Annotated in this window: 18 protein-coding genes; 12 read left to right on the plus strand and 6 right to left on the minus strand. The window is 56.9% G+C overall.

Translation table 11 applies throughout. From position 1 onward, the window contains the following. Nucleotides 1–92: 92 nt before the first annotated feature. The 3 genes from ADH66_RS04940 to ADH66_RS04950 all read left to right on the plus strand — a co-directional run bounded on the left by ADH66_RS04940 (nucleotide 93) and on the right by ADH66_RS04950 (nucleotide 2,125). Nucleotides 93–992, plus strand: coding sequence for a peptidylprolyl isomerase (locus ADH66_RS04940; protein WP_236757188.1), 900 nt, complete (start codon nucleotides 93–95; stop codon nucleotides 990–992). A gap of 193 nt (nucleotides 993–1,185) precedes the next feature. Further along, nucleotides 1,186–1,539 carry a PadR family transcriptional regulator gene (locus tag ADH66_RS04945; RefSeq protein WP_066534905.1) on the plus strand — a complete coding sequence of 118 codons (354 nt, stop codon included), beginning with the start codon at nucleotides 1,186–1,188 and terminating at the stop codon, nucleotides 1,537–1,539. After that, on the plus strand, nucleotides 1,508–2,125 hold the full coding sequence (locus ADH66_RS04950) for a DUF2812 domain-containing protein (RefSeq protein WP_066534902.1): 618 nt from the start codon (nucleotides 1,508–1,510) through the stop codon (nucleotides 2,123–2,125). The genes ADH66_RS04945 and ADH66_RS04950 overlap by 32 nt, the downstream gene beginning before the upstream one ends. A gap of 121 nt (nucleotides 2,126–2,246) precedes the next feature. Here ADH66_RS04950 and ADH66_RS04955 read toward each other — a convergent pair whose 3' ends face one another. Genes ADH66_RS04955 through ADH66_RS04970 form a run of 4 tightly spaced genes read right to left on the minus strand, consistent with a single transcriptional unit; the run spans nucleotide 2,247 to nucleotide 7,127 of the window. Further along, on the minus strand, nucleotides 2,247–3,443 hold the full coding sequence (locus tag ADH66_RS04955; protein ID WP_407922911.1) for an NADP-dependent isocitrate dehydrogenase: 1,197 nt from the start codon (nucleotides 3,441–3,443) through the stop codon (nucleotides 2,247–2,249). A 17-nt stretch (nucleotides 3,444–3,460) separates the two neighbouring features. Next, nucleotides 3,461–5,395 carry an aconitate hydratase gene (locus ADH66_RS04960; protein WP_066534898.1) on the minus strand — a complete coding sequence of 645 codons (1,935 nt, stop codon included), beginning with the start codon at nucleotides 5,393–5,395 and terminating at the stop codon, nucleotides 3,461–3,463. A 19-nt stretch (nucleotides 5,396–5,414) separates the two neighbouring features. Continuing rightward, nucleotides 5,415–6,173, minus strand: a complete 759-nt coding sequence (locus tag ADH66_RS04965; RefSeq protein ID WP_066534895.1) for an HAD family hydrolase — start codon at nucleotides 6,171–6,173, stop codon at nucleotides 5,415–5,417. A gap of 15 nt (nucleotides 6,174–6,188) precedes the next feature. Then, nucleotides 6,189–7,127: an AEC family transporter gene (locus ADH66_RS04970; protein WP_066534892.1), complete on the minus strand. Its 939-nt coding sequence runs from the start codon at nucleotides 7,125–7,127 to the stop codon at nucleotides 6,189–6,191. Nucleotides 7,128–7,379: 252 nt separating this feature from the next. Here ADH66_RS04970 and larC2 point away from each other — a divergent pair, with 252 nt between their 5' ends. The 5 genes from larC2 to ADH66_RS04995 all read left to right on the plus strand — a co-directional run bounded on the left by larC2 (nucleotide 7,380) and on the right by ADH66_RS04995 (nucleotide 14,052). Continuing rightward, entirely contained in the window at nucleotides 7,380–7,799 is a 420-nt protein-coding gene (gene larC2 / locus ADH66_RS04975; RefSeq protein WP_066534890.1) for a nickel pincer cofactor biosynthesis protein LarC2, read from the plus strand. A 25-nt stretch (nucleotides 7,800–7,824) separates the two neighbouring features. Further along, nucleotides 7,825–8,442 carry a flavodoxin family protein gene (locus ADH66_RS04980; protein WP_066534888.1) on the plus strand — a complete coding sequence of 206 codons (618 nt, stop codon included), beginning with the start codon at nucleotides 7,825–7,827 and terminating at the stop codon, nucleotides 8,440–8,442. Nucleotides 8,443–8,534: 92 nt separating this feature from the next. After that, entirely contained in the window at nucleotides 8,535–10,184 is a 1,650-nt protein-coding gene (locus tag ADH66_RS04985) for a methyl-accepting chemotaxis protein (protein WP_066534884.1), read from the plus strand. Between the two features lie 225 nt (nucleotides 10,185–10,409). Then, nucleotides 10,410–12,176, plus strand: a complete 1,767-nt coding sequence (locus ADH66_RS04990; protein ID WP_066541617.1) for an ABC transporter ATP-binding protein — start codon at nucleotides 10,410–10,412, stop codon at nucleotides 12,174–12,176. Further along, nucleotides 12,169–14,052 carry an ABC transporter ATP-binding protein gene (locus tag ADH66_RS04995; RefSeq protein ID WP_084384234.1) on the plus strand — a complete coding sequence of 628 codons (1,884 nt, stop codon included), beginning with the start codon at nucleotides 12,169–12,171 and terminating at the stop codon, nucleotides 14,050–14,052. Before ADH66_RS04990 ends, ADH66_RS04995 begins: the two co-directional genes overlap by 8 nt. A 50-nt stretch (nucleotides 14,053–14,102) precedes the next feature. Here ADH66_RS04995 and nhaC read toward each other — a convergent pair whose 3' ends face one another. Next, nucleotides 14,103–15,494, minus strand: coding sequence for a Na+/H+ antiporter NhaC (gene nhaC / locus ADH66_RS05000; RefSeq protein ID WP_066534881.1), 1,392 nt, complete (start codon nucleotides 15,492–15,494; stop codon nucleotides 14,103–14,105). Between the two features lie 276 nt (nucleotides 15,495–15,770). On the opposite strand from nhaC, the gene ADH66_RS05005 reads away from it, so the two are divergent. Genes ADH66_RS05005 through ADH66_RS05020 form a run of 4 tightly spaced genes read left to right on the plus strand, consistent with a single transcriptional unit; the run spans nucleotide 15,771 to nucleotide 19,130 of the window. After that, entirely contained in the window at nucleotides 15,771–16,559 is a 789-nt protein-coding gene (locus ADH66_RS05005; protein ID WP_066534879.1) for an ABC transporter ATP-binding protein, read from the plus strand. 10 nt (nucleotides 16,560–16,569) lie between these two features. Further along, nucleotides 16,570–17,373 (plus strand): ABC transporter permease, encoded by an 804-nt coding sequence (locus tag ADH66_RS05010; RefSeq protein ID WP_066534878.1) that lies wholly within the window; start codon nucleotides 16,570–16,572, stop codon nucleotides 17,371–17,373. A 2-nt stretch (nucleotides 17,374–17,375) separates the two neighbouring features. Beyond that, the gene (locus ADH66_RS05015) at nucleotides 17,376–18,152 is read left to right on the plus strand and encodes an ABC transporter permease (protein WP_066534876.1); all 777 of its coding nucleotides are present in this window, start codon (nucleotides 17,376–17,378) and stop codon (nucleotides 18,150–18,152) included. Nucleotides 18,153–18,164: 12 nt separating this feature from the next. Continuing rightward, nucleotides 18,165–19,130: a GNAT family N-acetyltransferase gene (locus ADH66_RS05020; protein WP_066534874.1), complete on the plus strand. Its 966-nt coding sequence runs from the start codon at nucleotides 18,165–18,167 to the stop codon at nucleotides 19,128–19,130. A 143-nt stretch (nucleotides 19,131–19,273) separates the two neighbouring features. Here the strand turns inward: ADH66_RS05020 and ADH66_RS05025 are convergent, their stop codons facing one another. Next, a complete protein-coding gene (locus ADH66_RS05025; RefSeq protein ID WP_407922920.1) occupies nucleotides 19,274–20,485 on the minus strand; it encodes an ABC transporter permease in 1,212 nt (403 codons plus the stop codon). Nucleotides 20,486–20,487: the final 2 nt, after the last annotated feature.

Below are 20,487 nucleotides of genomic sequence, written 5' to 3' on the forward strand. Positions count from 1 at the left end.
TTGCAGAGCCGTCAAATAAACAAAATAAAGCTTGCATATTTCCCCTCACTTTGCTACAATAGTGGGGAAATATTTTTTAGGAGGACAAGCTTTTGAAAAGAACATTATGCGTAACGCTGGCGATTATAATGCTGCTCTGCCTTGGGGCCTGCGGCGAGGGAGAGGGCGGAAGCGCTTCTCCCGCGGCGGCGGTGCTAGGCACGGAGAAGGAGCTGGTTCCAATGGAGGAACTAAAATCCAAGAGTTCCGGCAAGAAGCTGGGCTGGCAGACGGAGGCCCCCGAGAAGGGGGAGGAGATAGCCGTTGTAACCATGCAGAGCGGCGAGGAATTCAAGATACGCTTTTTCCCGGGCGAGGCCCCTAAGGCCGTCTATAACTTCAAGCTCCACGCCATAAACGGCTACTTCGACGGAATGGCCCTGCACAGGGTCATAGCGAACTTCATGATACAGGGCGGCAGCCCCAACGGCACTGGCACCGACGGCGAGAGCGTCTGGGGACAGGACTTTGAGGACGAGTTCGACAAGTCCCTTGTGAATATAGACGGGGCCCTGTCCATGGCCAACGCCGGACCCGCCACCAACGGCAGCCAGTTCTTCATAAACTGCACCGGGACCCCGGCCAGCAGCGAGATGTGGACCTACTATGAGAGCCAGTACGAACAGTTCAAGGAGTATTATAAGGAGAACAAGGAGCTGGTGGACGCGAACCCCAACGCCAAGACTCTTGACACCAGCAAAGTGACCGATGACTATAAGAAGCTCTATGAGCAGTACGGCGGGAATATGCACCTAGACGGGGCCTACTCCACCAACGGCACCGGCCACACGGTGTTCGGGCAGGTTTTCGAGGGGCTGGACGGAGTGTACGCGCTGTCAAAAGCCGAGACGGACGGGAACGACAAGCCGGTGACTGATATGGTCATTGAGAGCGTGAAGATTGTGGAGTACGACGGCACCTCGGGCGAGGCACAGAGCAAATCTGCGGACTGATAGTAAACGCATAAATGCGTTTACTATAGCTTAATCAGAGTACAAGTTATTAGTACCCCCTTTCATATGGCGGCGGTGAATTTATCTTCACCGCTGTTAATTTTTGCGCTTTTTTGGATTTACCCCTTGACATATACAGTTTTACTGTATATAATGTGGATATACAGTAAAACTGTATAAAGGAGGACTGAGTATGAACAGGGACAAGAACCTGCCCCTGACCGAGACAGTGTACTATGTGCTGCTGGCGCTGTATGAGCCGGGGCACGGCTATGCCATCATGAAGCGGGTGGAGGAGCTGAGCGGCGGGCAGGTGCGGCTGGCGGCGGGGACCATGTACGGGGCCCTTGAGAACCTTCTGAAGAAGGGGCTCATCACGGCCCTGGAGAGCGGGGACCCAAGGCGCAAGGTGTACGCCGTGACCCAAATGGGCCGGGACGTGCTCAAGGCGGACTGTGAGAGGATGAGGGCCCTGGTGGGGCTGACGGAAAGAGTTTTGGAGGGGGGATTTGCAGATGAAGCGCATGAAAATGTTCTTTCGTTTTGACAAGGAGGAGAAGTGGCTGGAGGAGATGGCCGCAAAGGGCTGGCTGCTGTGCGGAAAGGGGCTTTTCTATGACTTTCAGCGGTGCACGCCGGACAGGTGCACTATCCGGGCGGACTATCGGGAGTTCAGGCGGAAGGAGGACTTTTGGGAGTATGTGGCGCTGTTTGAGGACAGCGGGTGGAAGCATTTGGCGGGGAGCAAGGGGTCGGGAAACCAGTATTTCTTGAAGCTGAGGGACAGCTGCACAGAGGATATCTTCTCGGACGAGCGGTCCCGGGCGGGAAGGTATAAGAGGGTGGCCAACGCCTGGCTCTGCGCGGCCATAGCCCTGCTGCCGCTGATGGTGGTCTATTACGGCCCGGGGAGCGGCCAGCGGTACTGGAACCCGGCGGAGTGGTATCTGACCCCGGGGCTTTGGGAGCTGGAGGGCGCGAGTTTTTGGTGGGCGTTCCTGTTTGAAACCCCCTTCGCGCTGGGCAGAGGCGTGGGTTGGCTGTTCCCTCTGGCGCCCTTTCTGGTGTACCTGGGCTACGCGCTGAAAGCGTGGCATCTATACAGGGACGCGGTCAAGGGGCGGAATACTTAGCTTCGCTAAGTATCGGTCCCTTCTGGGGTTTGGGACAGAGCCCCAAGGTCTGGCCGAAGGCCAAACGGTGATAACAAAAAATAACCCCTTTCCGGGAGGAAAGGGGTTAAACGTCGCGCTCTTACAACAAAGCTTCCAACTTCTCTTTAATCGCTATAAGGAAATCCTGGGTATTGACCTTCCTAATCTCCGGCAGCGTAGACATAGCCGCCAGATCCCCGGTCATAACGCCGCCCTCAATGGTATCAATAGTAGCCCTCTCAAGCTTACCGGCAAAGTCCACCAGCCTGTCATTACCGTCAAGCTGCCCGCGCTTACGGAGCGCCCCGGTCCAGGCAAACAGGGTAGCCACGGAGTTCGTGGAGGTTTCCTCGCCCTTAAGGTGCTTGTAATAGTGCCTGGTCACGGTGCCGTGGGCGGCTTCATACTCGCAGGTGCCGTCAGGGGCCACAAGCACCGAGGTCATCATGCCAAGGCTGCCGAAAGCGGTTGCGACCATGTCGCTCATAACGTCGCCGTCATAGTTCTTGCAGGCCCAGATAAAGCCGCCCTGGCTGCGGACCACACGAGCCACAGCGTCGTCGATGAGGGTGTAGAAGTATTCTATGCCGGCCTCTGTGAACTTCTTGGCATATTCAGCGTCGAATATTTCCTGGAAAATATCCTTGAAGCGGTGGTCGTATTTCTTGGAGATGGTGTCCTTCGTTGAGAACCAAATATCCTGCCTGGTGTCAAGGGCAAAGTTGAAGCAGGACCGAGCGAAGCTCTCAATGCTCTCGTCCACGTTGAACTGGCCTTGGAACACGCCGCCGCTCTCTTTGAATTCATGAACAGTCTGGCGCTCTTCACTGCCGTCGGGCTTTGTCACAACTATCTCAGCCTTGGAACCGGCGGGGACTATGGTCTCGGTGTTCTTGTAGATGTCGCCGAAGGCGTGGCGGGCGATGGTGATGGGCTTTTCCCAGGTGGGGATGTAGGGCACAATGCCCTTTACCAGAATGGGAGCCCTAAAGACGGTGCCGTCCAAAATGGCGCGGATAGTGCCGTTGGGGGACTTCCACATCTCGTGGAGCTTGTACTCGTCCATGCGCTGGGCGTTGGGGGTGATGGTGGCGCACTTTACCGCCACGCCGTACTTCTTGGTGGCGTTGGCGGAAGCGATAGTCACCTGGTCGCCGGTCTCGTCCCGGTGGGGGAGGCCCAGGTCGTAATACTCCAGGTTCAGGTCGATATAGGGCGCAAGGAGCATATCCTTTATCAGCTGCCAGATGACCCGGGTCATCTCGTCGCCGTCCATCTCCACCAGTGGGGTTTTCATGGGAATTTTCTCAAAGCTCATTTGTTTTCTCCCTTCGTGTAGTTGAGTAAGCCGCCAACCAGGACCATGTCGCGCTGGCGGGGGGTGAGCACGGCCTTTAGCTTGAAGCTCTGGCCTGTGGTCTCGTCTGTAAGAGTCACGTCATTGCCTGACAGGAGCTCGCTCTTGATATCGGGAAGGCTAAGACTATCCATCTGACTTATCCTGTCATAATCGCCCTCGTCAGCAAACTGCAGGGGCAGTATGCCGGTGTTGGCAAGGTTTGCCGCGTGTATGCGGGCGTAGCTCTTGGCGATAACGGCCTTTACTCCCAGGTACAGGGGCACCAGCGCCGCGTGCTCCCGGGAGGAGCCCTGGCCGTAGTTGTGGCCCGCTATTACCATGCCGCCGCCCTCAGCCTTGCAGCGCTCCGGGAACTCCTTGTCGCAGACGGCAAAGCAGAACTGGCTGAGGTAGGGCACGTTGGAGCGGTAGGGCAATATTTTGGCCCCGGCGGGCATGATGTGGTCGGTGGTGATGTTGTCGCCCACCTTGAGGACCGCCTTGCCGGTGACGCTGTCGGACAGAGGGCCCGCGATGGGCAGGGGCTTGATGTTGGGGCCGCGCACCACGTCCACGGTCTCCATCAGGGGCTCCTCAATGGGAGGCAGGATTAGGTTGTCGTTAATGAGGAACTGCTCGGGCAGGTCAATCTTCACGTAATCGCCCAGGGTTCGGGGGTCGGTGAACACTCCGGCTATGGCAGAGGCGGCGGCGGTCTCGGGGCTTACAAGATACACCTGCGCGTCCGCCGTGCCGGAGCGGCCCTCGAAGTTGCGGTTGAAGGTGCGAAGGGACACGCCCGCGGAGTTGGGGGACTGGCCCATGCCTATGCAGGGGCCGCAGGCACACTCGAGTATGCGTGCCCCGGCGGAAATCATGTCGGCCAAAGCTCCGTTTTGGGCCAGCATCTGGTACACCTGCTTAGATCCGCAGCCGATGGTCAGGCTCACCTCCGGGTGAACGGTCCTGCCCTTGAGTATGGCGGCCACGCGCATCATGTCAAGGTAGGAGGAGTTGGTGCAGGAGCCGATACAGCACTGGTCTATCTTCATGCCCGAAAGCTCCGCGACCGGCTTCACCGCGTCCGGGCTATGGGGGCAGGCGGCCAGGGGCTCAAGGGCAGAGAGGTCGATGGTGATAACCTCGTCATACTCCGCGTCCGGGTCCGACTGAAGCTCCACCCACTGGTCCTCCCGGCCCTGGGCCTTTAGGAACTGGCGGGTTATCTCATCGGAGGGGAACACCGAGGTGGTGGCCCCCAGCTCCGCTCCCATGTTGGTGATGGTGGCCCGCTCGGGGACGGTCAGAGTTTTAACCCCCTCCCCGGCGTACTCGATTATCTTGCCCACGCCGCCCTTGACGCTCATCGTCCTAAGCACAGCCAAAATCACGTCCTTGGCGCTGACCCAGGGGGAGAGCTGGCCCAAAAGCTCGACCTTTGTCATCGAGGGCATATTGATATGGTACTCGCCGCCGCCCATGGCCACGGCCACATCCATGCCCCCCGCCCCGAAGGCCAGCATACCGATGCCGCCGCCGGTGGGGGTGTGGCTGTCAGAGCCGATGAGGGTCTTGCCAGGGGCCCCGAAGCGCTCCAGGTGCAGCTGGTGGCAGATGCCGTTGCCCGGCCGGGAGAAGTAGATGCCGTGCTTTCTGGCGACGGTCTGGATATACCTGTGGTCGTCGGCGTTCTCAAAGCCGCTCTGAAGAGTGTTGTGGTCGATATACGCCACGCTCTTTTCGGTCTTCACCCTGGGGACCCCCATGGCCTCGAACTCAAGATAGGCCATGGTGCCGGTGGCGTCCTGGGTCAGAGTCTGGTCGATGCGGAGACCCACGTCCGAACCCACTGTCATTTCGCCGCTTACCAGGTGGGCGGCAATGATTTTTTGTGCTATAGTTTTACCCATAGTTTTTGCTCCTTTATATTTATTTTAGCTTTTCCATAAGATAATTTTTGAGCTCCTCCCACCCGGAAACGGTCAGATAGGGGAAGTCCGCCTCCTCCGGCTCATTGCCGCCGCGGTTTAGCCATACGGGGAATATCCCGGCGGAATGGGCCCCGCGCACGTCGAAGCTGAAACTGTCGCCGCAGTACCACACCTTTTCCGGGGGCAGGCCCGCCTTCCGCAGAGCGATCTGAAAGAGAAGGGGATCCGGCTTGCGGATACCGTACTCACTGGAGGCCAGAACAAAGACGAAGGAATGAGCGGGAAACAGCCGGTCCAGCCGGCGGGCAAGGGCGTTTCCGGACCAGCCGATATTGCTTATAACCCCTGTCATAATACCCTGTCTGTGCAAAAAGTCCAGCATTTCCGCCGTGCCGGGGTGGGGGTGGCTGGGACAGGAGTTGTCCATCAGCACAGTCTCGATCTCCGGCAGGGAAAGGGAAAATTCTATCCCCAGCGCTTCGGCCACTGTTCTAAGCTGCTGCCATTCGTGTATCTCCCAGCCCCCCTTGCGGGCGGCGGAAAGGCTGCGGCTGAACCGCCGCCAAAGGCTGTCGGCAAGGGCGTTGGCTTCTTCGGGGCCTACACCCTCCGGCTTAGCGCAGACGTGCTGAAACACTGCCTGCCATCCACGAAGAAAATTCGGGACAGGCTCCCAGGCCAGCGTGTCCCCATAGTCGAAAAGCACCATCTCCGGCCTGGGAACACTCTCTTTCGAGCAATTAACAAAGCGTCCCATAAGATGCCCCTTTCCTTAGAAGTACCCAAAATACCCCAGCCCCCATATATACAGAAACATTGTGCCGATACTGAGTATGGAGCTGAATACCACCAGCTGCCCCGCAAGCTGGTCGTCGCCGCCCATCTGCTGGGCCATGGTGAAGCTGGACACCGCTATGGGCGAGCCGAACACCGTCAGGAGCACCGCCAGGTTCGCGCCCCGAAAGCCCATTAGTATGGCCGCGCCCACGAAAGCGGCGGGGTAGACTATCAGCTTCATGAAAAGGGTTATAAGCAGCGGCCGTATACAGCGCCCGGTCTCCCCGAAGGCGAGGGACGCGCCCAGCACCACAAAGGCCAGTGGAGTGGCTATGTCCCCAAGGGTGGACATGGTGCTGTAAAGCACCTTCGGAAGATACCAGCCGAAGTGGTTGAACAGCAGACCCAATAGGGACGCGAGGATAAGCGGGTTTGTGATTATTCCCAGCAGCACCCCCCAGAGGTTGGGCCGCTGACCGTTGAACATCTCCAGGGCCAGCACGGCCAGGGCGTTGAACATAGGGATTATGATGGCGATAAGCAGGGAGGCTGTCCCCGCCGCGCTGTCCCCGTAAAGGGACATGGCAATGGGTATGCCAAAGAGGACGAAGTTGCTTCTGAACATACCCTGGAGCATGACCCCTCTTTTGGAGTTGTCCTGTTCGGTGAGAAGCACCAGCACCAGGGAGATCAAAAACTCTACCAGCACCCCCGCTGCCGCAAAGAACAAGAGGTCGTTCCTGAGTGTGGCCCCGGAGCCGGTATCGTATATGTTAATAAAGATCATCAGCGGCAGAAAGACCTTGAAGATACACTTGTTTACCTGCCGGGCGGAAATATCGTTCAGGAGCCCCGTCAGCCGTATGATATAGCCCACCGCCATCATCAGAAACAGCGGGACCACGGCGTTCAGGGATATGAAAAGGCTGTCCAAAGCTGAGACCCTCCTTGCAAGAGCTTTACTATGATAATATAGTATACCACAAACTGTCCGGCTTGGCAAGGTGGCGAAGGGGGCTTGTAAACTCTCCCCAAATGATGTATAATATGGCTAATATGCAAAAAAGGGGGAGCTTCCCATGGACTAGCGGGCGGAAGAGACATATCGGAGCGGATGTATGGCAACTAGTCAGCGTGATAAATCATATCCTGGAACCTATGCTATATATAATGGAAAGGAGCCGCCATGACCGACGAAATAATCGAGCTTTCCTGCAACCTGGACGACATGACTCCCGAAGGAGTGGGCTTTGCCCTGGAGACTCTGCTGGCCGAGGGGGCCCTGGACGCGTTCACCACGGCCATCGGCATGAAAAAGTCCAGGCCGGGGGTAATGCTGACCTGCCTGTGCAGGCCGGAGGAGGGGGAGAAGATGGCCCGGCTCCTCCTCCGGCATACCACCACGCTGGGCATACGGGAGACCCGCTGTAAAAGGTATATCCTTGAGCGGAGCCTTGAGGAGCGGGAGACGGAGTATGGCCCGGTGCGGGTAAAGCGGTCGGAGGGCTTCGGCGTAAGCAGGGAGAAGCCGGAGTATGAGGACCTGTGCAGAATTGCCCGGGAGCGGGGGCTCAGCTTAGAGGAGGTTCGTAAGCTTATCAAATAAATATTATACTCAGGAGGAACTTACTATGAAGGTGCTTATGATCAACGGAAGTCCCCATAAGGAGGGGAATACCTACATTGCCCTGCACGAGATGGAAAAGGTCTTTAAAGAGGAGGGAGTGGAGGTAGAGCTGCTGCACATTGGTAACAAGGCTGTAAGGGGATGCATTGGATGCCGCAAATGCGGAGAGCTGGGGAAATGCGTCTTTGAGGACGCGGTGAACGAGACGGCGCAAAAATTTGCGGAGTGCGACGGCCTGGTGGTGGGGAGCCCCGTGTACTACGCCTCCGCCAACGCTACCTTGGTGGCCTTTCTGACCCGGCTTTTCTACAGCTGCCACTGCGACAAGACCATGAAGGTGGGCGCGGCTGTGGCGGCGGCCAGGCGCGGCGGGCTTACGGCTACCTATGACGAGCTCAACAAGTTCTTCGCCATCTCAGGTATGCCCATCGCCAGCGGCCAGTATTGGAACGGCATACACGGCCAGACCCCCGGGCAGGCCAACGAGGACGCGGAGGGCCTTCAGATGATGCGGACCCTCGCCCGGAACATGAGCTTTCTAATGAAAAGCATCGCCCTGGGCCGGGAGAAGTATGGATTGCCGGAGAATGAGCCCAAGACGTTTACAAACTTTGTGCGGTAATTTTAGGAGTAAGGCTTGCAAAATTCCGCCGGTTCGTGTATGATAATAACAATACGTCCGCCCCGGCGGAGCAAGGAAAGGATTTATAAGCTATGGGTAAGAGTATCAAACGGTCGGTAACTATAAGGGTGGCCTTTACGCTGGTTGCAATGTTGCTTTTCAGTTTTATCACCACCGCAAACACCTTTAAGATCCAGGGCACGCAGGAGCAGGCCCAGCAGGCAAGCGCGCTTCTGGACCGGGCACAGAAGGCGGAGGCCGCCCACTATAAGTGGGCCCAGAACCTTTCAAACGCCCTGTACGCCGGGACAGAGTTTACCGGCAGCACGGACCCCACGGGCTGCGTCCTGGGACAGTGGCTCTATGGCGAGGCGGGCACCGAGGACCCCACGGTCCTTGAGCTGCGCTCCAAGCTGGAGCCTCTGCATAAGGAGCTGCACGAGTCCGCTACATACGTTTTAGATATGCACAAGACCAGCCCCTCCGCCGCCCAGGCCTACTATCAGGAGACCATCGGCGGAAACCTTACCACTCTGGTCGGCTACCTTGACCAGGTGGTGGAGCAGGGCACGGTGCTTCGGGACGAGACCCAGGCGACCATGGAAAGGACCACGGTCACCATGCAGATCACCACCGGCATCTGTCTGCTGCTGGCCCTTGGCTGCCTTATCAGCCTTATATACTATGTGTTCACACGAGCCATAGACCCAATCGTAGCCATAAGCAAGGGCAGCTCTGTGCTGGGTGAGGGACGGCTGGATATTGATCTGCCGTACCGTTCTCAGAACGAGCTGGGACAGCTTGCGGATATCATTAGGAACTCCATGGCCACCATAGGCGGCTATGTGTCCGATATAAACCGGATTATGGGCGAGCTGGCCAACGGCAACTTCGACGTGTCCACCTCCTCGGACTATATCGGGGACTTTAGGACTATACAGGTGTCTGTTGACAACCTTACCAATATGCTCTCAAGGGCCATGGGCTCCATAAACGCCTCTGAGATGAAAATATCCGGCAACGCCGAGCAGCTCTCAAGCTCCGCACAGTCCCTGGCCCAGGGGGCAACGGAGCAGGCAAGTTCCGTCCAGGAGCTGTACGCCACCATCGACGGCATCTCCAAAAGCGCACAGCAGAATGTGGAGACAGCCTCTGCGGCCCAGGAGCGGGCGCGGCTTACCGGGGAGCAGGTGGCCGAAAGCGAGCGGAAGATGGAGCAGATGGTGTCTGCCATGCAGGACGTGAGCTCCTCCTCCGAGCAGATAGGGCAGATAATCACCACTATACAGAACATCGCCTTCCAGACCAACATCCTGGCCCTGAACGCCGCTGTGGAGGCCGCAAGGGCAGGAGAAGCCGGAAAAGGCTTTGCGGTGGTTGCCGACGAGGTGAGAAGGCTTGCGGCCCAGTCGGACGAGGCGGCGGCCGCCACCACACAGCTTATCGACAACTGCGTGTCCGCGGCCAGCCGTGGCAGCGGGATAGTGGACGAGGTTTCTGTGGCGCTTAGGGAGACCATGGAGCTTGTGAACCGCTCGAACCAGGACATCGGGGTAATCGCTGACGCCGTGCGGGAGGAGTCGGAGTCTATCGCCCAGGTCACCGAGGGCATTGGACAGATATCCGCTGTGGTGCAGACCAACTCCGCTTCCAGCGAGGAGTCCGCAGCGGTAAGCGCCGAGCTCTTCGCCCAGGCAAATAACCTGAAGGAGCAGACCAACCGGTTCAGGCTGAGGGGATAAGCGGGCTCTGCCCCTGGTCGCTGAAGGCTTTAAACGCAATAGAGAGATTAAGGGCACCCAGCAGTGGGTGCCCTTTGTGTGTACTCTAAACTCGTTTATAAAATCTTTCAAAAATCTTTATAAAAGGGGTGGAAAAAACGGAAAAGCTGTGATATAATACTAGCTTGTGATAACAAATTGAAATGACGGAAAGAGGAGGTAAAAGCTGTGATTTTTGGCAGGCATATGAACAGGTACTACTTACGCTTCGCCCCGGTGCTGCTTATGGGGCTTCTGGCCCTTGTGGCTGTGGACTATTTCCAGCTGGTGATACCGAACCTGTACCAGATGGTCATAAACGGTATAAACCAGGGCTATGTGGAGGTAGACGGACAGACGCTGCCCTTTGACATGGACTTCCTGCTGGACAGGGTGTGTATGCCCATGGTGGGCGTTATCTTGGTGATAGTGGCCGGGCGCTTCTTTTGGCGGCTCTGTTTTATGGGCAGCGCCATTCGCCTTGAGACGGACCTTAGAGACAGGATGTTTGATAACTGCAAGAACCTATCCCGAGAGTTCTACCAGGAAAACAAGGTGGGCAACCTCATGAGCCTTTTTACCAATGACCTGGACACCGTGCAGGACTGCTTCGGCTGGGGCGTGCTGATGTTCTTCGACGCGCTGTTTATGGGCGGCATGGCCATTGTGAAGATGTGGGGCATGAATCCGCTGTTAACCGTGCTGTCCATGATACCGATGGCGTTTCTGCTGTGCTGCGCCACCATAATCGGGCGCAAGATGATGAAGCGCTGGGAGATACGCCAGGAGGCCTTTTCAAAGCTTTCCGACTTCTCTCAGGAGAGCTTTTCCGGCATAGCCGTCATTAAGGCCTTCGTGAAGGAGGCCAAGGAGCTCTTGGCCTTCAAGGACCTCAATAAGGAAAATGAGGTGGCCAACATCAACCACACCAAAATATCCGTGCTCTTTAGGATTTTCGTCTCCCTCTTTATTGAGAGCGTGGTCTGCGTTATTCTGGGTTACGGCGGATATCTGGTTTATTCCGGCATATTCAACGCCGGGCAGCTGGTGGAGTTTATCGGCTACTTTAACGCGGTGATATGGCCCATCATGGCCGTGGGCGAGCTTATCGACATGACCTCCCGGGGCCAGGCCAGCATGAACCGGGTCAGCGAGCTTCTGGACGCGGCCCCTACCGTGGTGGACAGGCCCGGGGCAGAGCCCATAGAGCGTGTCAAGGGTGGCATTGAGTTTCGGAACCTTACCTTCCGCTATCCCGACGGTGAGTACGACGCGCTGGAGAACATCAGCTTCAAGATAGAGCCCGGAGAGAACGTGGGCCTTGTGGGCAAGACTGGCTCGGGCAAGACTACTCTCGTTGACCTTATCCTCCGCACCTATAACGTGCCCGACGGCACGCTGCTTATTGACGGCAAGGACGTGAATGACATCACCATCCGCTCCCTCCGGGACGGCTGCTCCTATGTGCCCCAGGACAACTTCCTGTTCTCGGACACTATCGAGCGCAACATCGCCTTCGGCGTGGAGGACTATGATGACAAGACCATAACCCAGTACGCCAAATTGGCGGACGTGGCCAACGACATAAAGAAGTTCCAGCACGGCTATCACACGGTGCTGGGTGAGCGGGGCGTGACGGTCTCCGGCGGACAGAAGCAGCGTATCTCCATCGCCCGGGCCCTTATGAAGAACGCGCCTATACTTATTCTGGACGACTCCGTGTCGGCGGTGGACACCAAGACCGAGCGTTCCATTCTGCAAAACCTCCGGGAGACCCGGGCGGGCAAGACCACCATACTTATCGCCCACCGCATCTCCACCATCGAGCAGATGGACAAGGTGCTCTTTATCGACGAAGGCAAGCTGGTGGCCGCGGGCACCCATGAGGAACTCTACCGCACCTGCCCCGAGTACACAAAGATGGTAGATTTGCAGAAGCTTGACGAGGAAGGAGCTGAACATCATAATGCGTGAATATCTTCCTGTACTGATAGTGGGCGGCATAATCGGTATGTTCGCCCTGGTGTTCCTTATCGCGTACTTAGTGGCAAGGCGCAAAAACGTCCTTGAGAACCGGGAGCGGAATATGCCAGACTCCGAGATAATCCGGCGGCTTCTGGCCTACGCGAAGCCCTATAAGTGGCAGTTTGTACTGGTTTTCTTCGTAATGCTGCTGTCCATCGGATATGAGGTCATATCGCCTCTTCTGGTGGGCCATATCGAGGAGACCGTGGTGGGGGATTTTGAGATGTCCTATCTGCTGACGGTTGTGGGCGGCTATGTGGGCATACTCTTAGTATCCCTGGTGTGTACCTATATCCAGGCCATGGTCCTGCAAAAGGTGGGCCAGAAGATACTCTCCGCTATGCGTGAGGACGTGTTCACACATATAGAGAGCCTTAGCCACGCCCAGCTTAACGACATCCCTGTGGGCAAGCTGGTCACGAGGGTCAGCAACGACCCCAACGCCATCTCCTTCATGTTCACCAACATCATCGTGACCCTTGCAAAGAACGTGATGGTGATATTCGGTGTGCTGGCGGCCATGCTAATGCTTAACTATATGCTGACCCTGATGGTGCTCTGCTTTGTGCCTTTCGTGGTGCTCTTTACCATCATATTCAGAAAGTTCTCCCGCTCGGTGCACCTGAGAGTGAACGACGCCACCACCGACCTTAACACCTACCTTTCGGAGAACCTCTCGGGTATCAAGATAACCCAGATATTCAACCAGGAGCAGCGCAAGATGTCCGACTTTTTACAGCGCTCCCGGACCCTGCAAAGGGCCAAGCGCAGCCGTATGTTCGTCTTCGGCATCTTCCAGCCAATGGTCTATATGCTCTATATCTCCTCGGTGCTTTGCCTTCTGTACCTTGGGGGCAAGGGCTATATCGGTAACTGGACGGTCTTCGGACAGACGGTGTCCAGCGGCATTATCGTATCCTTCTATATGTATATCTCCAAGTTCTTCAACCCCATCCAGCAGCTGGCCGAGCAGTTTGATATGCTCCAGCGCTCCTTCGCGGCGGCTGAAAAGATATTCACCGTCATGGACATGGTGCCAGAGGTGGTGGACACACCGAACGCCCGGGAGCTGACGGACATCAAGGGGGAGATAGAGTTCAAGGACGTATGGTTTGCCTATAACCCCGGCGAGTGGGTCTTAAAGGGCGTTAGCTTCCATATCAGTCCAAGGCAGACTGTGGCCTTTGTGGGCTCCACGGGCTCGGGCAAGTCCACCATACTGTCCCTTATATGCCGCAACTACGACATACAGAAGGGGCAGATACTGATAGACGGTGTGGACATAAAGGATATAAAGATAGCGTCCCTCAGAAAGCACTTCGGCCAGATGCTCCAGGACGTGTTCCTGTTCTCGGGCAGCATTAGGAGCAATATCGTCCTACGGGAGGAGTTCCCAGAGGAGGACGTCAAAAAGGCCTGCGAGTATGTGAACGCCGACAAGTTCATCTACCGCTTAGACAACGGCCTTGACGAGGTGGTGCGCGAGCGGGGCAACAACTTCTCGGCGGGCCAGCGGCAGCTGCTGAGCTTTGCCAGGACCCTCCTCCATAAGCCGGCGGTGATGATACTGGACGAAGCCACTGCCAATATCGATACGGAGACGGAACTGCTTATTCAGGATTCCTTGGAGAAGATGAAGAATATTGGCACCATGCTGATAGTGGCTCACAGGCTTTCCACTATCCAGCACGCGGACAATATCATACTCCTGTCCCACGGCGAGATTCTGGAGCAGGGCACCCACCAGGAGCTGCTAAAGCAGAAGGGCCGGTACTATAACCTCTACACCTTGCAGTACAATAAGGAGCAGCTCCAGAGGGCGTAACAAGGATCAAAAAAAGAAGGGGGTGAGCGAAAGCTCATCCCCCCTTTAAATTACTTCTTTTCCTTCGGCATACTCTTCCCCAGCAGCGCCAACCCAATGGCCACCAGCGGGTTTATCCATCCAAAGAACGTAAACGGCCCATACTGCCAGGCCGAAACCCCCAGCATACCCTCGGTGAACCCGGCCCCGGTGCTGTAGGGCACAATCCCCCCGAACACCGTACCCGCGTCCTCAAGGGCGCGGCTGAGATTCTTAGGAGCCAGCTCATACTTCTTATAGAGGGGCCTAAACAGCCGCCCAGTCATAATGATAGCCACATACTGCTGGCCGGTGCCAATAAGTACGCCCCAGGCGGTGAGGATGGTAGCCACTACCAGCCCGCGCTCGGACTTGACGTGTGCCAGCACCTTCTCCACCAGGGAGGTGGCCATGCCCGTGCGCTCGAAGATACCGGCGAAGCTCAAGGCTATGACCATCAGCGCCACAGTGCGCATCATGCTCATAATGCCGCCCCGGTTCAAAAGCGTGTCCACTGTATCGACGCCGGTGGAGGCTGAAAAGCCGTTCATGACCCCCTGGAGCAGGGAGCCAAACTCCGCCCCCTGAATAAACAGCGCCGACAGGAACCCCAAAAGCGCCGCCCCCAAAAGTCCCGGCAGGGCCGGTATCCGCAGCACCACCATTATGAGCACCAGCACCGGCGGCAGAAGCAGGAGAGGGTTAATGACGAAGTTTGCTTTAAGGGTATCAAGGGTCAGCTGCACCTGGGAGCTGTCTGCGGCGCCGCCGCCGAAGACAAAGCCCAATATGCCGTATATGACGATGCAGATGACATATGTAGGGGTGGTGGTGAACATCATATGCCGGATATGGTCAAAGACGTTGGTGTCGGACACAGAGGGGGCAAGGTTGGTGGTGTCCGAAAGAGGGGACATCTTGTCCCCAAAGTAGGCCCCGGAGACAATGGCCCCCACGGTTATGGCGGAGGGTATGCCGATGGCCTCGCCCACGCCGAACAGGGCCACCCCCACTGTGCCTATGGTGGACAACGAGCTGCCGATGGCCAAAGACACCAGGGAACAGAGCAGTAAAGCCGTCACCAGGAAGAACCGGGGCGAGATTATCTGTAAGCCATAGTAGACCATGGTGGGGATAATGCCCCCGGCCATCCAGGCGGCTATGAGTATGCCGATGGACATGATGATGAGCAGGGCGGGGAGAGCGGGGGCTATTGCCCCCTGTATTCCCTCCAGCATGTCCTGCCAGGAGAAGCGGTGCAGGGCCCCGACGGCGGCGGCAAAGACAGCCGCCAGCAGCAGGGGCACGTGGGGGGCGCTGCCCAGTACGGCGGTGAAGGACACCACCAGGGCGATGAGCACCCCGAAGGTCAGAAGGGACAGCCAGAAGCCTACTGGCCTTGATACGCTGTTTTTTGTGTTCAACTCAAATTCCTCCTCAAAAGCTAAAGTATACTAATTTAGTATACCATAGCCTTCCCTTGCAGTCAACAGAATTATATGCCCAATTCCTCGGACATTTATTAGCAGTTTCGCATAGAAACACCCGGGGGTTTTTCGGTAATTTTACATATTGAGATTTTTTACTTATTGTTATATAATTTATTTCCCTGCCCTCAAAAGGGAGCAGGGCCCGCAGCGGCTGGCGGGACGTCATCAGGAAAGCTCTTTAAACTCAGGAATCTGAAAGGAGTGTTCTGTATGATTGAAGTAAAGGACCTGAAAAAGACCTTCAGGGTCGCCCGGCGTGAGGGAGGCTTCGGCGAGGCCGTAAAGGCCCTGTTCCACCGGGAGTACGAGGAGATACACGCCCTGGACGGCGTAAGCTTCTCCATCGCCGACGGCGAGATGGTGGGCTATATCGGCCCCAACGGCGCGGGCAAGTCCAGCACCATCAAGGTGCTAAGCGGCATTCTGACCCCGGACAGCGGCAAATGCACCGTGGCGGGCCGCACGCCCTGGAGGGAGCGCCGGGCCCATGTAAAGGACATAGGCGTGGTGTTCGGCCAGCGCTCCCAGCTCTGGTGGGACGTGCCGGTAATCGACTCCTTCGAGCTATTAAAGGAAATCTACAGCATACCGGCGCAGACGTACAGGAAAAATCTCGATGAGCTCACTGAAACCCTGGACCTCTCAAAGATAGTCTGCACCCCCGCCCGGCAGCTCTCCCTGGGCCAGCGTATGCGCTGCGAGATAGCGGCCTCGCTCCTGCACGACCCCAAGGTGCTCTTTCTGGACGAGCCCACTATCGGCCTGGACGCGGTGTCGAAGCTGGCGGTGCGAGACTTTATAAAGCTTCGGAATAGAGACTTCGGCACCACCGTTATCCTTACCACCCACGATATGCAGGATATCGAGGCCCTTGCCAGCCGTATCATACTCATCGGCAAGGGGAGAATACTGCTGGACGGCACGTTAGCCGACATCCGCCGGGGCGGGGAGCACATCGACGAGACCGTGGCCGAGCTCTATAAGAAGTTCGACGTGTGAGGTCCTGGACATGAGAAAATACTTAGCATTTTTCATAACACGCTTCAATATGGGTCTACAGTACCGTGTGGCGGCTCTGGCGGGCCTTGCCTGCCAGTTCTTCTGGGGGGCTATGGCAATACTGGCGTTCAAGGCCTTCTACGACACGGACCCCGCCTCCTTCCCCATGACCCTGCCCGCCATGTCCAGCTATATCTGGCTCCAGCAGGCCTTACTTACACTTTTGACTATGGGCGGCATAGACAACGAGTTCTTCAACGTCATAGAGAACGGCAACGTGGCCTATGAGCTCTGCCGCCCGGTGGACGTGTACGCCATGTGGTACTCCCGCTCGGCGGCCACAAGGGTGTCGAACGCGCTCTTACGGTGCATACCTGTGCTGATAGTCGCCGCCCTTATCCCGGCCCCCTACGGCCTAATGGCTCCGCCGGACCTGCTAACTTTCCTGACCTTTCTGCTGTCCCTGCTGCTGGCCCTGGCGGTAATAAACTCCATGGGCATGATAGTGTACATGATAACCTTCCACACCATCACCCCTCGTGGGGTAAGGCTCATCGCGGTCAATATCTGCGACTTCTTCTCTGGGGATATAATCCCGCTGCCCTTCTTCCCGGCGGGCTTCAAGGAGTTCGTGGAGCTCCTGCCCTTCTCGGCCACGGCCAACGTGCCCCTGCGCATCTACTCCGGGGACCTGCACGGCCCGGAGATGGTGAAGCTCCTGCTCTTGCAGGCGTTCTGGGCCGTGGTGCTCATAGCTGTGGGAAAGGTAATTGAGCAGAGAGAGCTCAGACGAGTAACTATCCAAGGAGGTTGAGCATGAAACTATATCTAAAATACTTCGAGATACACCTGAAAAGCGTCATGCAGTTCAAGGGCTCCTTCATCACCACCCTGATATCCCAGTTTTTGACCTCCTTCACGGTGTTCCTGGGGATAACCTTCATGTTTGGGCGCTTCCACATGGTCCACGACTTCACCTATCAGGAGGTAATCCTTTGCTATGCCATAATGTTAATGGGCTTCAGCCTGTCCCAGCTTTTGGCCTCGGGCTTCAAGGTCTTCGACACCATGATAGCAAACGGCCAGTTCGACCGCATACTCTGCCGCCCCAGAAACGAGATATTCCAGGTGCTCTCACAGCGGGTGGACTTCGTGCGCCTGGGGATGCTGTTCCAGGCCGTGGTGATGCTTATCTACGGCCTTATCACCTGCCCGGTGGACTGGAGCTTTCTCCGGGTACTGACAGTAATACTCATGATACTGGGCGGCTTCGTCCTGTTTTCGGCCCTGTTCCTGCTGGACGGCTCCATCGCCTTTTTCACTCTCCAGGGCCTAGAGGTGATGAACGTGTTCACCTACGGGGCCATCGAGCACGGCAAGTATCCGCTGTCAATATATGGCAGGGAGATGCTCACCTTCTGCACCTTCGTGGTGCCCTACGCCCTGGTGCAGTATTATCCCCTGACCTACGTGCTGGGCCGTTCGGACCGGGCCTGGTATATGCTGCTGCCAATCCTGGCCTGCCTGTTCGCGGTGCCCTGTTGGGTGGTCTGGCGCATAGGCGTACACAAGTACAAGTCTACAGGTTCCTGAGAGGAGGACGCTATGATAGAGACAAATGACCTGATACTGGACAAGGCAAAGCAGGAGGACTGGCTCTCCATGTACAAAAATGTCTGGAGCCGCTCGGAGTCCTTCCAATATATGGTAATCGAGAACAGTCCAAACCAACAGGAGGCCCAGGCACGCATGGAGCGCACCATCGCTTTTCAGCAGGGCCGCGAGTCTTATACAGTCTATCTCAAATCTACCCGCGAGGCCATCGGCTTCACAGGCATAGCCCCGCTGGAGGGCAATACCTGGGAGGAGACCGGCATCTGCATCGGTCCCGACTTTTGGGGGCGGGGCTACGGCTGGCAGATTCTTCGGGCGCTCCTTGCCCACGCCAAAGAGCTAGGAGCGAAGGAGTTTGTCTACTCCTCTTGGGCGGAGAACCTTGCGTCCCGGGCTCTGGCAGCAAAGGCGGGGTTTGTGCAGTACGGCACGGAAAAGCACGTCAGGGAGCACGACGGCAAAGAGTACACTCTCCTAAAGTTCAAGCTGTCCCTGGCGGATAAAACCGACTGGCTCTTTAGGACCCCAGAGGGTATCTGCCACGTCCGCGTGGCGGCGGTGCTAATACGCGGCGGCAGGCTTCTTGCGCAGAAAAGCGGCGGGACTTATGCCCTGCCTGGCGGGCATCTGCGCTTTGGCGAAACCACTGTGGAGGCGCTCGTCCGAGAGCTTAAAGAGGAGATGGGCGTGGAGGCTGCCTGTCGGCGGCTGCTATGGACCGAGGAGAATTTCTGGCGGTGGGGGGATAGGGAGGCACATAATCTGTGCTACTATTATCTTATTGATGCCAACGGTTCCGCGCCCGAGGAGGGCGTGCTTATGCGGGATAACGACTCCGTGACCTTTCACTGGCTGCCAATAGCAGAGCTGGACGGAGTGGAGATATACCCGACCTTCTTAAAGAACGAGCTACCGAACCTCTCAGACTACCCTAAACACTTTATACGTAGAGATTAACCAAGATAAAAAGCTGGTCCCCTTTCGGGGCCAGCCCTTTCTTTTTTTTGCCTGCGGCAAAACCAGACCTTGGGGCGCTGCCCCAAACCCTGCCAGGTGCCTAGACGCACAAGAGTTTGCTTTGCAAACTCTTGTGCGCCTCGTTACTCGTGCCTCAGCGCGTCAATCGGGTTCAGATTCGCCGCCTTCACCGACGGTATCAGCCCAAAGATTATCCCGATAATCATCGAGAACACCACGCCGAATATAATGGCCGGCACGCTTATTGCCACCGGCGTCTGGGCCACCCGGGAGATTATCTCCGCAAGCCCTATCCCGGTCCCCACGCCCAGCACGCCGCCCATGCTGGTGAGCACTGCGGCCTCCGTCAAAAACTGCCAGAGTATCCGGCTCTTCTTCGCCCCGATGGCCTTCTTCAGGCCGATCTCGCGGGTACGCTCCGTTACCGATACCAGCATGATGTTCATAACGCCGATGCCGCCCACCAAAAGGGAGATGCTGGCTATCCACACCAGCTGCTGGTTCGTGGCGTTAGAAAGGTCCTGCAACTCCTTTGCCTGCTCCAGAGTGTCCTCGGCCTTATAGACGATGCCGTTCGTGTTGGTGTTATAGGTGTTCAGAAGGTCGGCTACCGCTTTTCCCACACTGGACATGGCCTCGGTATAGCTGACCTGCACGGCCACCTCCTGTGGCTCGTCATAGGCAAACAGCGCCGGCCACAGGGAATTTGGAAGAAAGACCGCGCTGGAATTCTGTGAGTTGGCATAGATCCAGTAGTCCTCCATGGAGTTTATAACCGGCTCGAACTTGGTGTCCAGCTCCACAACTCCCACCACCGTCAGGGCGATGGAGTTGCACTCTATGGTCTTGCCGATGGGGTCCTCCCCCTGGAACAGGCTTTTGGCGGCGTTTTCGTCCAGTATCACCACCGGCCTAAAATCGTCTATATCGTTTGGCACGAAGAGCCGTCCCTTTTTAATGGTATAGCCGCAAGTGCCAAAATAGGCGTTGTCCACCCCAAAGGTGGGGCAGCCCGAAAGAGTGGCGTTGCCGTAAAAGAAGCTGGCGTTATAGGACCGCTTGTTATAGGCTGCCGCCGATTCCACTTCTGGCAGATCCAGTATGGCCCCCATGGTCTCCTCGGTAATAAGGGGCACGCCGTCGGGGATGCCCTCGTCCATGGTATAGGGGTAGTTGCCGTCCGTGGAGTGGTACAGCTGAATCCTTGTCACATTGTTGCCCGCGCCGATAAGGTTCTGTTTTATCTGCTCGTTGGTGCCCTTTATGGTGGACACGATGGAGATGATGGAGGCGATACCGATGATTATGCCCAGCATTGTCAGAAACGAGCGCATCT

Source organism: Acutalibacter muris (assembly GCF_002201475.1).
GTDB classification, from domain to species: Bacteria; Bacillota; Clostridia; order Oscillospirales; family Acutalibacteraceae; genus Acutalibacter; species Acutalibacter muris.